Consider the following 14853-nt stretch of genomic DNA (forward strand, 5'->3'; position numbering starts at 1 on the left):
CTGACGACTTTCCGGGTCCCGGAGGTGAACATCCCGTGCCGGAGACGTCCGATTGGGGCGCGCACTCCCGGAACCGGCACAATGGACGAGCGAGAGGGACGGTGAGCAGAACTGATGAGTGACGAGCAGACCTTCTACGACGCGGTCGGCGGCGCCGAGACATTCCGCAAGCTCACGGCGCGCTTCTACGAGGAAGTGGCCGAGGACGAGATCGTCCGCCCGCTGTACCCGGAGGAGGACCTCGGCCCGGCGGAACGGCGCATGCGGATGTTCCTCGAGCAGTACTGGGGCGGACCGCGCACCTACTCGGACGAGCGCGGGCACCCGCGGCTGCGGATGCGTCACCACCCGTTCCGGATCGGCCCGCTCGAACGCGACGCCTGGCTGCGCTGCATGCACACGGCGATCGCGTCGATCGACTCGCAGACGCTCGACGACGAGCACCGCAGCCAGCTGATCGCGTACATGGAGATGGCGGCGGACTCGATGATGAACTCGCCGATCTGAGGGCCGGCCACGTTCGAGTCGTGGCCCACCTGTCGGTTTGGCACTATGGGTGGCTGTGAGCACTCCCCCCGGCACCCCTGCACAACGCTGGTGGGCGGACGCCGTCTTCTACCAGGTGTACCCCCGCTCGTTCGCCGACTCGAACGCAGACGGCGTCGGCGACCTCGACGGGATCCGCGACAAGCTCGGATACCTGGAGCTGCTGGGGGTCGACGCGATCTGGCTGAACCCGGTGATGCGCTCACCGATGGCCGACCACGGCTACGACGTGTCCGACCCCCGCGACGTCGATCCCCTGTTCGGCGACCTCGCCGCTCTGGACGCCCTCGTCGAGGCCGCCCACGCCCGCCGGATCCGCGTCATGATGGACCTGGTCCCCAACCACACGAGTTCCGAACATCCCTGGTTCCGGGAGGCGCTGGTCGCCGCACCCGACAGCCCCGAGCGGGCCCGGTACCACTTCCGCGACGGCCGCGGGCCGAACGGCGACCTGCCGCCCAACAACTGGCCGAGCGTGTTCGGCGGCCCCGCGTGGACCCGCGTGACCGAACCCGACGGCACCCCCGGACAGTGGTACCTGCACCTGTTCGCACCGGAGCAGCCGGACCTGAACTGGCGCAACGACGAGGTGTTCGAGGACCTGGAGAAGACCCTGCGGTTCTGGCTGGACCGCGGCATCGACGGCTTCCGCATCGACGTCGCCCACGGCATGGCCAAGCCCGGCGGGCTACCCGACTTCGACCACTGGGAGCAGAACCGGCTGCTGCGGCACTTCGACGACGACCCGCGGTTCAACAACGCCGAGGTCCACGACATCCACCGCCGGATCCGCTCGGTGCTCGACGAGTATCCGGACACGGTGGCCGTCGGTGAGATCTGGGTGCACGACCACGTGCTGTTCTCGGAGTACCTGCGCCCCGACGAACTGCACCTGGCGTTCAACTTCCATCTTGCGCTCGCGCGGTGGGATGCCGCCGAGATCCGGGAGGCGATCGACGTGTCGCTCGCCGCGGTCGCGCCGAGCGGCGGGGTCGCGACGTGGACGCTGTCCAATCACGACATCGAGCGTGAGGTGACGCGCTACGGCGGCGGTCCGCTCGGGCGCGACCGCGCGCGGGCGATGATCCTCGTCGAGCTGGCGCTGCCCGGTGCGGCCTTCCTCTACAACGGTGCCGAACTCGGCCTGCCCAACGTCGACGACCTGCCCGAGGACGCGCTGCAGGATCCGGTGTGGGAGCGGTCCGGGCACACCGACCGCGGCCGGGACGGGTGCCGGGTCCCGATGCCGTGGGAGGGCACGCAGCCGCCGTTCGGCTTCACCAGCGCATCGCAGACGTGGCTGCCGCAGCCGGACACGTGGGCCGGGCTGACCGTCGAGGCGCAGCTCGAGGACGTCTCGTCCACCCTGTCGTTGTACCGGGCGGCGCTCGAGGCGCGACGTCGGCGGCCGGAGTTCGACGGCGCCGACGTGGACTGGTACGGCAGTCCGCCCGGGTGCCTGGCGTTCCGCCGCTCCGGTGGGCTGATCTGCGCCCTCAACACCACCGAGCACCCGGTGGAGATGCCGCCGGGCACGGTGATCCTGTCCAGCGCGCCGCTGGTGGACGGGCAGCTGCCCGGCAACGGCGCGGCGTGGCTGATCTGACCGCACACCGCTCGCCGGCGAGCGCGGTCGCCCTGGTGCTGGCGGCGTCCGCCCTGTTCGGGACGACGGGCACCGCGCAGGCCCTCGGTTCGCGTGCGCTCGGTGTCCCGTTGGACGCCGTCGCGGTCGGGGCGGGCCGCATCGTGCTGGCCGGGACGGTGCTCGCGCTGTTCGCGCGGGCCCGTGGCCCGCTGTTCCCGGCGGGCCGCCGGCTGCCGACGCTGCTCGGCGCCGGCGGCGTGGTGATGTATCAACTGGGGTTCTTCACCGCGGTGCAGACCGCGGGCGTCGCGGCGGGCACGATGATCGCGCTCGGGTCCGGACCGGCGTTCACCGGGCTGCTGCAGTGGCTGGTGTCCCGGCGCCGCCCCGGCCGCGTGTGGGCGGTGTCGACGGCGATCGCGGTCGTCGGGCTCGTCCTCATCGTCGCCGGATCGGGCGGCGGCACCTCCGCGGGCGCCGGTTCCGTCGCGGCCGGGGCCCTGCCCGCGCTTGCGGCCGGCCTGGGCTACGCGACGTACACCGTCGCGGGTGCCGCGCTGCTCGGCCGCGGCGCCACCCCGGCCGCGTCGATGGGCGCGATGTTCGGGCTGGCGGCGGTGCCCATGGCGGCGATCCTGCTGGCACAGTGGCCGGGCGGTCTCGACAGCGCGGCCGGCGCGACGACCGTCGTCTATCTCGCCCTCGTCCCCACGGTGCTCGCCTACCTGCTGTTCGCGCTCGGCCTGCGCACGCTGTCGCCCGCGGCGGTGACCACCCTCACGCTCGCGGAACCGGTGGTGGCGGCCGTGCTCGGTGTGCTGGTGCTCGGCGAGCGGCTCGGCCCGGTGGCCCTCGCGGGGACGGTGGTCGTGGTCGCGGCGCTGACGCTGCTGGGCCGGAATCTCGGCGGCGGTGTCAGCGCACGCTGAGGCCGAGACCTCCGCCGCGGCGGAGGTACACGGATCCGTAGCGGGCGTCGAGCCGCAGCCATGTCGCCGACGCCCGCACGCGCACCACTTCGGCCGGGTCGATCCGGTCGAGGTCGATCTCCGCTGTCGCGGGGGCACCGCCCGTGGGCACGAAGCCCATGGCGTTGAGCGCGAACACCAGCCGCATCGGCACCCCGGCCCGCTCTCCCCCACCGGCGACCTCGAGCACCTCCTGCGCCAGCAGCGACGACGGCGGTCCCTGCCCCTGCTCGCGACTGAGCGTGACGCCGCGCTGCGCGAGGTCCACGAGGACGCGGGCGGGGACGTCGTCGAGGTGGACGTACCCGGCATCCGGAGGCAGGGCCCCGCGCCACGCCGAGTCCATCGCCCACCCCGGGTCCATCCCGTCGCCGCCGGCGGCGACGAGGGCCGCGCGCAGCCCGTCCGCGGCGACGGTCGTGTCCGCCGGGGCGATCGTGCCGCGCAGCACCCGGGCGGCGAGGGCGTCGAACCCGGTGTTCACCCACGCCGAGAGCAGCCCGTCGGGGCGTTGCCGCAGCCGCACGACAGCGGCCTCGTCGAGCCGGACCGCGCGGGTCAGGAACGCGACGAGGTCGGAGCGGTCGGCGGGGTCCGGGACCTGCAGCCACCGTTCGGGTGACGTCCCGGCCGCACTGAGGGAATCAGCCACGACGCCACCGCTGCAGGTACTCGCGTTCGGGGCCGGTGAGCCGGCGCAGCCGCTGGGTGCCGATGTCGAACGCCGCGATCTGGGTGGAGGCGACCACCGAGGGCGTGGCGTCGGCGGGCGCGCCGCCGGGCCGGACCTCGTAGCCGATGGTGAAGTCGACCGCCCGCACCTGCTCGACCCACATCAGCACGTCCAGCGGGCTGTCCTCGTGCCGCAACTGGCCGCGGTACCGCACGTGCAGGTCTGCGATGACGGCACCCTCCCGCAGGTTCACGGTGGGCCGGCCGTCGGCGAACAGCCACGGGATGCGGGCCTCCTCGAGGAGGGTGACCATGCGCGCGTGGTTGATGTGCTGGAACGCGTCCATGTCGGACCAGCGCACCTCCACCGCGGTGTGGAAGCCGAACTGCTCGGTCGCGTCCCTCACTGCGCGGGCCCCGCGGCTCCACGGTGCTCCACCCCGGCGTGCTTCAACTGCCTACCTCCTGTCGGGTGCGCCGGCGCGCACCATGCTCCTGACCTGACGCGCCGCCACGGACAGCGTCGCGAGGTCCAGATTTCCAGACAGGAAGATCTCCTCGAGCGCCGACCTCGCCCGCCCGAGCCGCGAGCCGTTGGTCAGCTCCCAGTCCTCGATCATCTCGCGGGTGCTCTCGCCGGGTTCGGCGGTGCCGAGCACGTCGAGGGTGAGCGTGCGCAGCGAACCGTACAGTTCGTCGCGCAGGGCGAGCCGGGCCAGCGAGTGCCACCGGTCGCCGCGCTCGAGGGCCGTGACCGCGGACAGCAGCCAGTCGATCCCCATGTGCGCGTCCATCGCGTAGTACAGCTCGGCGACCTCGGCCTCGTCGCGTTCGGCGATGTCGGCGATGTCGATGACGTCCAGCAGCGGGAACTGGTCGAGGAGGCGGAACACGTCCCACGTCAGCTCCTCCGGGGCGCCACGCGCGAGCAGCGGCTCGGCGCGTTCCTTCAGGTCCTGTACGTGGTGGCCCTGCATCCACTCCTCCACGCGCGGCGCGAGCCGCGCGAACATCGCGCGGTACCGGCTGATCTCGGCACCGACGGCCAGGGGTTGCGGCCGGTTCGACAGCAGCCACCGCGACGCCCGGTCGAGGACGCGGTGCGATTCGAGCAGCAGGTCGTCGGCGACGGCCGCGGTCGTGTCGGCCGCGCGGATGCGCGCCCACAGGCCGGGCAGGCCGAAGATCTCGGTGACGGCAGCGTAGGCGCGGATGGCGTCGGTGCTCGACGCGCCGGCCTCCTCCGAGAGCCGGTAGACGTAGGTGATCCCGCCGTTGTCGACGGTCTCGTTGGCGAGGATCGTCGCGACGATCTGCCGGCGCAGCGGGTGGGACTTGATGCCGGTGCGGAAGGGTTCGCGCAGTTGCCGCGGGAAGTACCCGGGCAGCCGGCCGGCGAAGGTGTCGCTGTCGGGCAGGTCGGTGTCGAGCAGGTCGTCGGCGAGTGCGAGCTTGACGTGGGCGAGCAGGGTGGACAGCTCCGGGGAGGTGAGTCCCTCCCCTTCGAGGCGGCGCCGCTCGATCTCGGCGTCGCCGGGCAGTGCCTCGAGGGAACGGTCGAGACCGCGTTCGGCGACGAGGTCGGCGATCAGCCGCTGGTGCACCCCGAGCATCGTGGGCGCGCCGGTGCGGGAGTAGCCGAGCAGATTGTTCTGGGACATGTTGTCCTTCAGAACGATTCGCCCGACCTCCTCGGTCATGGATTCGAGCAGCGGGTTGCGGTCGGTGGACGTGAGGGCGCCGGCGGTGACCATCGAGTCGAGCAGGATCTTGATGTTGACCTCGTGGTCGGAACAGTCGACACCGGCGGAGTTGTCGATCGCGTCGGTGTTGATCTTGCCGCCGGCCCGGGCGTACTCGATGCGGCCGCGCTGGGTGACGCCGAGGTTGCCGCCCTCCCCGACCACCCGGGCGCGGACGGTGGCGCCGTCGACGCGGACCGCGTCGTTGCCCTTGTCGCCAACGTCTGCGTCGGTTTCGGTGGCGGCCTTGATGTAGGTGCCGATCCCCCCGTTCCACAGCAGGTCCACCGGCGCCCGGAGGATGGCGCGGATCAGTTCGGGGGGCGAGAGCTCGGTGACGTCGTCGTCGAGTCCGAGCACGCTACGGGCCTGGGGGCTGAGCGGGACGGACTTGAGCGAGCGCTCCCACACCCCGCCGCCGGTGCTGATCAGGTCCGCGTCGTAGTCGGCCCACGACGAGCGGGGCAGGTCGTACAGGCGGCGCCGCTCGGCGTACGAGGCGGCGGGCTCCGGGTGGGGGTCGAGGAAGATGTGCCGGTGGTCGAACGCGGCCACCAACCGGATGTGGGTGCTCAGCAGCATGCCGTTGCCGAACACGTCGCCGCTCATGTCGCCGACGCCGGCGACCGTGAAGTCCTCGCTCTGCGTGTCGACGCCCAGTTCGCGGAAGTGCCGCTTGACGCTCTCCCACGCGCCGCGCGCGGTGATGCCCATCGCCTTGTGGTCGTAGCCGGCCGATCCGCCGGAGGCGAAGGCGTCGCCGAGCCAGAACCCGTACTCGCGGGCGACCTCGTTGGCGAGGTCGGAGAAGGTGGCGGTGCCCTTGTCCGCGGCGACCACGAGGTACGTGTCGTCCCCGTCGCGGCGGACCACCCGCGGTGGCGGCACGGCCACGCCGCGGGCGCGGTCGAGGTTGTCGGTGACGTCGAGCAGGCCCGCGATGAACCGCCGGTAGCAGGCCTCCCCCTGCGCGCGCACCGCCTGCCGGTCGGCGGCCGCGTCCCCGGTCGGCGCGACGGGGCGCTTGACCACGAAGCCCCCCTTGGCACCGACGGGGACGATGACGGCGTTCTTCACGGCCTGGGCCTTGGCGAGCCCGAGGATCTCGGTGCGGAAGTCCTCGCGCCGGTCCGACCAGCGCAGGCCGCCGCGGGCAACGGAGCCGAAGCGCATGTGCACACCCTCGACGTCGGGTGCGTAGACGAACACCTCGAACTTCGGTCGCGGCTGGGGCAGTTCGTTGATGCGGGTCGGGTCGAGCTTGAACGACAGGACCCGGGCGGGCGCGGCGTCGGCGCGCGAGAGCGCGACGGCCCCGTCGTCGCCGGACACGAAGTAGTTGGTGCGCAACGTCGCCCGGATGAGGCCGAAGAGACCGCGCAGGATCCGGTCGGCGTCGAGGCTGACGACGGCGTCGATCCGGCCGACCAGTTCGGCGGCGGCGTCCTGCTCGCGGTCGGCGGACGCCTCGTCGGGGTCGAACATCGCCTCGAACAGTTCGGCGAGCAGCGCGGTGGTGTCCGGGTCGGCGAGCAGCACACCTTCGATGTGGTACTGACTGTAGGGGAAGCCGGCCTGCCGCAGGTACTTCGCGTAGGCGCGCAGCATCATGGCCTGCCGCCAGCCCAGCCCGGCCCGCAGGACCAGTTCGTTGAACCGGTCCGGCTCCGAGAGCCCGTGCCACACGGCGGCGAACGCCGCGGTGACACGGGTGGTCACCCTCGGGTCGGGTTCGAGGTCGACGGGCAGGACCAGGCCGAAATCGTAGATCCAGCAGCTCATCCGGTCGGCGCGGATGATCTGGTACGGGCGCTCGTCGAGCACCTCGACGCCGAGGCTCTGCAGCACCGGCAGCACCTGGCTGAGGGTGATGCCCTCGCTGCCGATGTAGAGCGTGAAGCGCCACCGGCGCGGGTCGGCGCCGGGGGGCCGGTACAGCAGCAGGTCGATGCTGCCGTCGCGCAGTGCCTCGAGGCGGGCGATGTCGGCCAGCGCCCGGACGGCGTCGAAGTCCTCCTTGTAACCGTCGGGGAGCGCCTCCGCGTAGCGCTGCACCAGCACGGGATCGACGGTGTGGTCGGTGGCGGCCAGGTCGGCGAGGTGGTCGTCCCAGCTGCGGCTGGCCTCGGTGAGCAGGGCCTGGATGCGCAGGCGATTCTCCTCGGAGGTGTCGATCCGCGGCAGGGCCTGTCCCGGCGGGGTCCGGATGGTCACGTGCAGCAGCGCCAGGTCGCCCTCCGTGACCCGGGCGGTGTAGTGGATGGAACCCCCGCCGTACTCGCGCATCAGGATCTGCTGCATCGCGACCCGGACCCGTGTGTTGTAGCGGTCGCGGGGCAGGTAGATCAGGCACGAGACGAAGCGGCCGTAGGGGTCGACCCGCAGGAACAACCGCAGTTGCCGGCGCATCGCGACCACCGCGGTGACGGTCTCGTAGAGGGTGTCGGTGTCGGCGGAGAACAGTTCCACCCGGGGCAGCGCCTGCAGCACCTCGAGCATCGCCTGTCCGGTGAAGGACGACAGTTCCACGCCGGCGCGGGCCACCACCTCCCGGACCCGGCGCGCCAGCACGGGAATGTCGAGCACGTTCTCGTGCAGCGCGGTCACGGCCAGCACACCGAGGAACCGGTGCTCGCCGACGACGCGACCGTCCGGGCCGAGGACGGCAACGCCCACGAAGTACGGGTACACCGAGCGGTGCACCGTGGCAGGCAGGGACGCCTGGGTGAGCACCAGCAGCGGCCGGTCGGTGGCCTCGACGGTCGCCGACATGTCGATCACGTCGTCGGCGGCGAGGTCGGAACGCAGCACCCCGAGACCACTGCCGGGCACGGCGCGGGCGTGCCGCGTCCCGGAGGCGTCGGCGACGATGTCGTAGCGCCGGTAACCGAGGACGGTGTAGTTGCCACGCGCGAGCCAGCGCAGCAGCGCCGCCGTCTCCCGCAACTCCTCCGCGGCGTGCCGCGGCGGCGGGTTCTCGGCGAGCGCGTCGAGTTCGACGGCGAGATCGCGTTCGCGGGCGAGCATCGCGGCGGTGTCGGCCCCGACCTGCCGCACGTCGGCGAGCACACCGCCGATCTCGGTGCCGACGGTGTCGAGGGTGGCCTCGGAGGTGGCCGGGTGCAGCTGGACGTGAATCCACGACTCCGCGACGAAGCCGTGCGGGGGCGTGGTGTCGGCCACCATCTCGAGCAGGCGTCCGTCCTCGTCGCGCCGGACGGACACGACGGGATGGACGAGTTCGCGGATGGCGACGCCGAGCCGGGTCAGCAGCGCGATGACGGATTCGACGAGCAGCGGCATGTCGTCGGTGACGATCTGCAGGGCGGCGCCGACGCCCCACCGATCGCCGGGCCGGTAGACGCGGGTCAGGACGGCGTCGGCACTCCGCTCGCGGCCGAGGTCCAGGTGGGCGGACAGGGCCGGATCGGGGGCGTCGAGGGTGTCCGCGTAGCGGCGGTAGACGTCCTCGAGCGCGGCCGCCGAGAGCTCACCGCGCCGGTTCGACGAAACCCCCTGGGGTGTGGCGGACTCGGCCATGGTGCTCACTCCCTCATTCGCCGCCGGAAACCGGCAGCGCCGCGGACAGGCTCTGGTTCGAGCCTATCCGCGGCGCCGGGTGTGAGGGGGGAATCCCGCGCCGGGTGGTCAGGCGACCGGCGCGGCGACGTACTCCTCGAGAACCGCCCGCTCCTCGGCGGACAGCGGCCGGGAGGTCTCCGTGCGCGGGTCGAACCCGACGAGCACCGCGTCCCCGGAGCCGCACGGATTGCCCTGCACGTCGGTGATCACGTGCCGCAGGGTGTACGAGCTGTTGCCCACGTGCAGTACCGAGATGGCGACGGTGATCGGGCCGGAGTCGTCCTTGAGCGGACGCAGGAACTCCACGTCCATCTTCCGCACCACCACGGCGCCGCGCGCGAACGGGCCGCTCTGCAGGAACTTGATCCGGGCTTCCTGCATGTACTCCACGAACTTCGTGTTGTTCACGTGCCCGAGACGGTCGGAGTCGGCCCAGCGGACCTCCAGCGTGCAGGTGAAGGTCTTCTGCCCCGGCTCAGTCACGGGTGAGCTTCCGGTGGGTGACGCGGTGCGGACGCGCCGCCTCCGCCCCGAGCCGCTCGACCTTGTTGGCCTCGTACGATTCGAAGTTGCCCTCGAACCAGAACCACTTGCCCTCCTCGACGTTGCCTTCCCACGCGAGGATGTGGGTGCAGGTGCGGTCGAGGAACCAGCGGTCGTGGGAGATCACGACGGCGCAGCCGGGGAACTTCTGCAGCGCGTTCTCGAGCGAGCTCAGGGTTTCGACGTCGAGGTCGTTGGTCGGCTCGTCGAGCAGGATCAGGTTGCCGCCCTCCTTGAGGGTCAGTGCCAGGTTCAGGCGGTTGCGCTCACCACCGGAGAGCACCTCGGCCTTCTTCTGCTGGTCCGGGCCCTTGAACCCGAAGGCGCTGACATACGCGCGCGAGGGCATCTCGTTCTGGCCGACCTCGATGTAGTCGAGTCCGTCCGAAACCACTTCCCACACCGTCTTGTTGGGGTCGATGTTCGCGCGGGACTGGTCGACGTAGCTCAGCCTGACGGTGTCGCCGACCTTCACGGTGCCCGAGTCGGGCTTCTCGAGGCCGACGATGGTCTTGAACAGGGTGGTCTTGCCGACACCGTTGGGACCGATCACGCCGACGATGCCGTTGCGCGGCAGCGTGAACGACAGGTCCTTGATCAGCACGCGGCCTTCGAATCCCTTGTCGAGGTGGTCGACCTCGACCACGACGTCGCCCAGGCGCGGCGGTGTCGGGATCTGGATCTCCTCGAAGTCCAGCTTGCGGAACTTCTCGGCCTCGGCGGCCATCTCCTCGTAGCGGGCCAGACGGGCCTTGCTCTTGGTCTGGCGCGCCTTGGCGCCGGACCGGACCCACTCGAGCTCCTCCCGGAGGCGCTTCTGCAGCTTCTGGTCCTTCTTGCCCTGCACCTCGAGGCGCTCGGCCTTCTTCTCCAGGTAGGTGGAGTAGTTGCCCTCGTACGGGTGCAGCTTGCCGCGGTCGACCTCGCAGATCCACTGCGCGACGTGATCGAGGAAGTACCGGTCGTGGGTGACGGCGAGGACGGCGCCCGGGTAGCTCGCGAGGAACTGCTCGAGCCACAGCACCGACTCGGCGTCGAGGTGGTTGGTGGGCTCGTCGAGCAGCAACAGGTCGGGCTTGCTCAGCAGCAGCTTGCACAGGGCGACGCGGCGGCGCTCACCGCCGGAGAGGTGGGTGACCGGCTCGTCCGGCGGCGGGCAGCGCAGGGCATCCATGGCCTGCTCGAGCTGCGAGTCGATGTCCCAGGCGTTGGCGTGGTCGAGTTCCTCCTGGAGCTTGCCCATCTCCTCCATCAGCTCGTCGGAGTAGTCGGTCGCCATCAGCTCGGCGATCTCGTTGAACCGGTCGAGCTTGACCTTGATCTCGCCGAGACCCTCCTCCACGTTGCCGCGGACGGTCTTCTCCTCGTTGAGCGGCGGTTCCTGCAGCAGGATGCCGACGGAGGCTTCCGGGTCGAGGAAGGCCTCGCCGTTGCTGGGCTGGTCCAACCCGGCCATGATCTTGAGGATGGACGACTTGCCCGCGCCGTTCGGTCCGACCACACCGATCTTGGCACCCGGGTAGAAGCTCATGGTGACGTCGTCGAGAATGACCTTGTCACCGTGCGCCTTGCGCACCTTCTTCATCGTGTAAATGAACTCCGCCATAGGTCCAGCGTATCGGGCGGACCCGCAGAACCCACATCCCGGACGACCGGGCCCGCCCGGCGGGACCCGGGAGCGGGCCGGCTACGACCCGAACAGCCGCGCCACGAACGGGGTGGTGTCGGGCAGGGACCGGGTCATGGTCGTGTTGTGCCCGGCCACGTACACCCGGTAGTCGGCGTCGGCGCCCCCCGCCCGCAGGTCGGCTGCGAGCTTGGCCGACAGCGGCGCCGGAACCATCGTGTCGTGGATGCCCTGGGCGAGGAACACCGGCCGGTCGTACCCGCTCGTCGGGACGCCGAGGTAGTCGGCGAACACGGCGGGGAACCGGCCCGCGGACAGCGGCAGCGCCGCCAGCTCGCCCACCCGCACCCCGTCGGCGAGCGCGTTCAGCTCGTTGTAGCAGAGCTGTTCGGCCGCGTCGACGAACTTTCGCCCGGTCGGGGTCAGGTAGCTGTTCACATCCAGGTCGGGCTGGGCGGCGCGGAGCCCGGCGAAGATGTAGGAACTGAAGGCCACCAGACCCTCGAAGCCCGGATCCGGGAATCCGGGTCCGCCCATGGGAAACAGTTGCTCGAGGTTGGACGGCGCCCCGGTGGTGACGGTGCCGCGGAAGTCGAGCTCCGGGGCCCGCGACGAGGCCCGGTGCGCGGTGTGCAGCGCCGCGTGCCCGCCCTGGGACTGGCCGACGACGACCCAGCGCTGCGACAGCGACGGCTCGGCGGCACGGCCCGCGCGCACGATGTCGACGACGCTGTTGGCGGCGCTCTGCCCGTCGAGATACGGGTGGACGCCCTCGGTGCCCAGGCCCGGATAGTCGGCCGCGACGACGGCGTAGCCCTGGGCGAGCCAATGCTCGAGGTACGGACGCTCGAGATCGGACCACGGGTGCCGCGACGGGGCGCAGCCGTCGGCGATGCCGACGGTGCCGTGCGCGTAGGACACCACCGGCCAGCCGCCCGCCGGGGCCGGCCCCGGCGGGAGGAACAGCACGCCGGTGCCGACGGCCGGAGCGCCGGAGCGCCACTCGGTGCGGTAGGTGAGCCGCTCGGCGACCGCGGCACCCGGCACCGACATCTCGGCCGGCAGCGGCTCGACCGACACGATCGCGCCCGGCGCGGGGTCGGCGGCCGCGACGGACGGGGCGAGCACGCCCGCCAGCACCGCGCCGATCGCGCCCAGCGCCCGTCGCCACCGTCTGTTCCGGCCCATGAAGTCCTCCGCTCGTCCGAGGGGCGTGCCGATCGTCGGCATGCGCCACCTCGCACGTCGGTCGCCGGCCGTCCCGCGTTACCGGACGAATCGGGCGGCCACGAACGGTGTCGTGTCCGGGAGCGCGGCGAAGAGGGTGGCGAAGTGGTCGTCCGGATAGGTGCGGTAGTCGACGTCGGCGCCACCGGCCCACAGGTCGGCGACGAGCTTGAACGACAGCGGCGCGGGAACCATCCGGTCCCGCAATCCCTGGCCGACGAACAGCGGCCGGTCGTAACCGCGGGTCGGGACACCGAGGTAGTCGGCGAGCGCGGCCCGCATCCGGTCGTCGCCCAGCGGCCGGGACAGCAACTGCCCCACATCCACGTCGGCGGCGCGGTCCTCGAGATCCCCATAGCAGAGGTACTCGGCGGCGTCGACGAGATCGCGTCCGACGGGCGTGAGGTAGCTGTTCACGTCGAGGTCGGGGCGTGCCGCCCGCAGCCCGGCCATGATGTAGGCGCTGAACGAGACGAGCCCGTCGAGGTCGAGGTCGGGGAAGCCGGGCACCCCGAACGGGAACAGCAGCTCGAGGTTGGACGGCGCACCGGTGGCGACCGCGCCGCGGAAGTCGAGCTCCGGCGCGCGCGCCGTGGCCCGGCGCGCGGTGTGCAGCGCCGCGTGCCCGCCCTGCGACTGGCCGACGACCACCCACCGCTGCGACAGCGACGGCTCGGCGGCCCGGGCGGCGCGGACGACGTCGACGATGCTGTTCGCGGCGGTGGGCCCGTCGAGATACGTGTGCAGGCCCTCGGTACCGAGGCCGGGATAGTCGGCGGCCACCACCGCGTAGCCCTGCGACAGCCAGTGCGCGAGATACCGCCGCTCCCGTTCGATGCGCCGGTTGCGCGACGGCGCACAGTCGTCGCCGATGCCGACGGTGCCGTGCGCCCACGACACGACCGGCCAGCCTCCGTCGGGTGCCTCACCCGGCGGCAGGAACAGCACCCCCGTGCCGACGGCGGCGACGCCGGACCGCCACTGGGTCCGGTAGGTGAGCCGCTCGGCGACCACGGCACCGGGCACGGAGAGTTCGGCCGGCAACGGTTCCACCGACATCACCGCGCCGGGCACGGGTTCGGCGACCGCGACGGCCGGGCACATCACGGCCACCGACGCGCAGGCCGCCCACAGCGACCGGCGCACTCCCCACCTGCTCACGGCGCAACCCCTCTGCTCTACCTGCCGAGCAATGTCGCCGCGAACGGCGTGGTGGCCGGCAGGGCGTCGAACATGGTCTCGGAATGCCCGTTGGGGTAGGTGCGGTAGTCGACGTTCGTGCCCCCGGACCACAGGTCGGCGACGAGCTTGAACGACAGCGGCGCCGGCACGACCTGATCCCGCAGCCCCTGACCGAGGAACAGCGGCCGATCGTAGCCGCGGGTGGGCACCCCCATGTAGTCGGCGAGCGCGGCACGCATGCGGTCGTCGCCGAGCGGGCGGGCGAGGATCTCCCCCACGCCGATGCCGCGGACGCGGTCGCCGAGGTCGGCGTAGCAGAGCCGTTCGGCGTCGTCGACGACGTCCCGCCCGACCGGGGTGAGGTAGCTGTTCACGTCCAGGTCGGGCCGCGCGACCCGCAGGCCGGCCAGGACGTAGGACAGGAACACGGTGGTGCCGTCCAGGCCCAGATCCGGAAAGCCGGGACCGCCGAACGGGAACACCGTCTCGAGGTTCGACGGCGCGCCGGTGGCGATCATGCCGCGGAAGTCGAGTTCCGGCGCCCGCGTCGTGGCCAGGCGCGCGGTGTGCAGGGCGGCGTGACCGCCCTGCGACTGGCCGATCACGATCCACCGGTTCGACAGCGAGGGCTCGGCGGCGCGGGCGGCCCGGACGACGTCGACGACGCTGTTCGCGGCGCTCGGCCCGTCGAGATACGTGTGCAGGCCGTCGCCGCCCAGGCCGGGATAGTCGGAGGCGACCACGGCGTAGCCCTGGGACAACCAGTGCCCGAGGTACCCCCGGTCGCGGTCGCTGCGCGGGTTGCGCGACGGGGCGCAGTCGTCGCCGATGCCGACGGTGCCGTGCGCCCACGACACGACCGGCCAGCCGCCCGCGGGGGCCTGGCCGGGCGGCAGGTACAGGACACCCGACGCGGTGGTCTCCGCACCGGACCGCCACTGGGTGCGGAAGGTCAGCCGCTCGGCCGTGGCCGCACCCGGCACCGACAGCGCACCGGGCAGTGACTCGACCGCGACCACCTCGCCGGGCGCGGGCTGCGCGCCGGCCGTCGCGGGCACGACCAGCCCGGCCGCCACGGCGCCGATGCACGCGAGCGCCCGCAGCCGCCACCCCGTACCCCTCATCGCACTCCTTCCGTCGTCGGTGCCAGGCGCTCAAGTTAACAGCCGAGCCCGA

11 protein-coding genes are annotated in these 14853 nt (G+C 71.9%); 3 read left to right on the forward strand and 8 right to left on the reverse strand.

The window, feature by feature from the left end; translation table 11 throughout:
- Nucleotides 1-114 precede the first annotated feature (114 nt).
- From OCS65_RS18150 to OCS65_RS18160, 3 genes are read left to right on the forward strand one after another with little or no spacing between them, the layout of a single operon-like run.
- Complete coding sequence (locus tag OCS65_RS18150) at nucleotides 115-507, forward strand: globin (RefSeq protein WP_006930544.1); 393 nt, start codon at nucleotides 115-117, stop codon at nucleotides 505-507.
- A gap of 55 nt (nucleotides 508-562) precedes the next feature.
- The gene (locus OCS65_RS18155) at nucleotides 563-2152 is read left to right on the forward strand and encodes a glycoside hydrolase family 13 protein (protein WP_043798962.1); all 1590 of its coding nucleotides are present in this window, start codon (nucleotides 563-565) and stop codon (nucleotides 2150-2152) included.
- Nucleotides 2140-3063 (forward strand): DMT family transporter, encoded by a 924-nt coding sequence (locus OCS65_RS18160; protein WP_006930541.1) that lies wholly within the window; start codon nucleotides 2140-2142, stop codon nucleotides 3061-3063. Before OCS65_RS18155 ends, OCS65_RS18160 begins: the two co-directional genes overlap by 13 nt.
- Here the strand turns inward: OCS65_RS18160 and OCS65_RS18165 are convergent.
- The 8 genes from OCS65_RS18165 to OCS65_RS18200 all read right to left on the reverse strand — a co-directional run bounded on the left by OCS65_RS18165 (nucleotide 3050) and on the right by OCS65_RS18200 (nucleotide 14801).
- Nucleotides 3050-3754, reverse strand: coding sequence for a DUF8010 domain-containing protein (locus OCS65_RS18165; RefSeq protein WP_006930539.1), 705 nt, complete (start codon nucleotides 3752-3754; stop codon nucleotides 3050-3052). The genes OCS65_RS18160 and OCS65_RS18165 overlap by 14 nt on opposite strands.
- On the reverse strand, nucleotides 3747-4181 hold the full coding sequence (locus OCS65_RS18170; protein WP_006930531.1) for an acyl-CoA thioesterase: 435 nt from the start codon (nucleotides 4179-4181) through the stop codon (nucleotides 3747-3749). The genes OCS65_RS18165 and OCS65_RS18170 overlap by 8 nt, the downstream gene beginning before the upstream one ends.
- 51 nt (nucleotides 4182-4232) lie before the next feature.
- A complete protein-coding gene (locus OCS65_RS18175; RefSeq protein ID WP_006930528.1) occupies nucleotides 4233-9056 on the reverse strand; it encodes an NAD-glutamate dehydrogenase in 4824 nt (1607 codons plus the stop codon).
- Between the two features lie 108 nt (nucleotides 9057-9164).
- Nucleotides 9165-9581, reverse strand: a complete 417-nt coding sequence (locus OCS65_RS18180) for an acyl-CoA thioesterase (protein WP_168579522.1) — start codon at nucleotides 9579-9581, stop codon at nucleotides 9165-9167.
- Nucleotides 9574-11247 carry an energy-dependent translational throttle protein EttA gene (gene ettA, locus OCS65_RS18185; RefSeq protein ID WP_006930524.1) on the reverse strand — a complete coding sequence of 558 codons (1674 nt, stop codon included), beginning with the start codon at nucleotides 11245-11247 and terminating at the stop codon, nucleotides 9574-9576. The genes OCS65_RS18180 and ettA overlap by 8 nt, the downstream gene beginning before the upstream one ends.
- Nucleotides 11248-11328: 81 nt before the next feature.
- A complete protein-coding gene (locus OCS65_RS18190; RefSeq protein WP_029543063.1) occupies nucleotides 11329-12456 on the reverse strand; it encodes a lipase family protein in 1128 nt (375 codons plus the stop codon).
- 78 nt (nucleotides 12457-12534) lie between these two features.
- Nucleotides 12535-13599 (reverse strand): lipase family protein, encoded by a 1065-nt coding sequence (locus OCS65_RS18195; protein WP_044475560.1) that lies wholly within the window; start codon nucleotides 13597-13599, stop codon nucleotides 12535-12537.
- Between the two features lie 74 nt (nucleotides 13600-13673).
- Entirely contained in the window at nucleotides 13674-14801 is a 1128-nt protein-coding gene (locus OCS65_RS18200) for an alpha/beta hydrolase family protein (protein ID WP_006930518.1), read from the reverse strand.
- Between the last annotated feature and the right edge of the window lie 52 nt (nucleotides 14802-14853).

The sequence above is a fragment of the Rhodococcus aetherivorans genome, from assembly GCF_025722975.1.
GTDB lineage: Bacteria > Actinomycetota > Actinomycetes > Mycobacteriales > Mycobacteriaceae > Rhodococcus > Rhodococcus aetherivorans.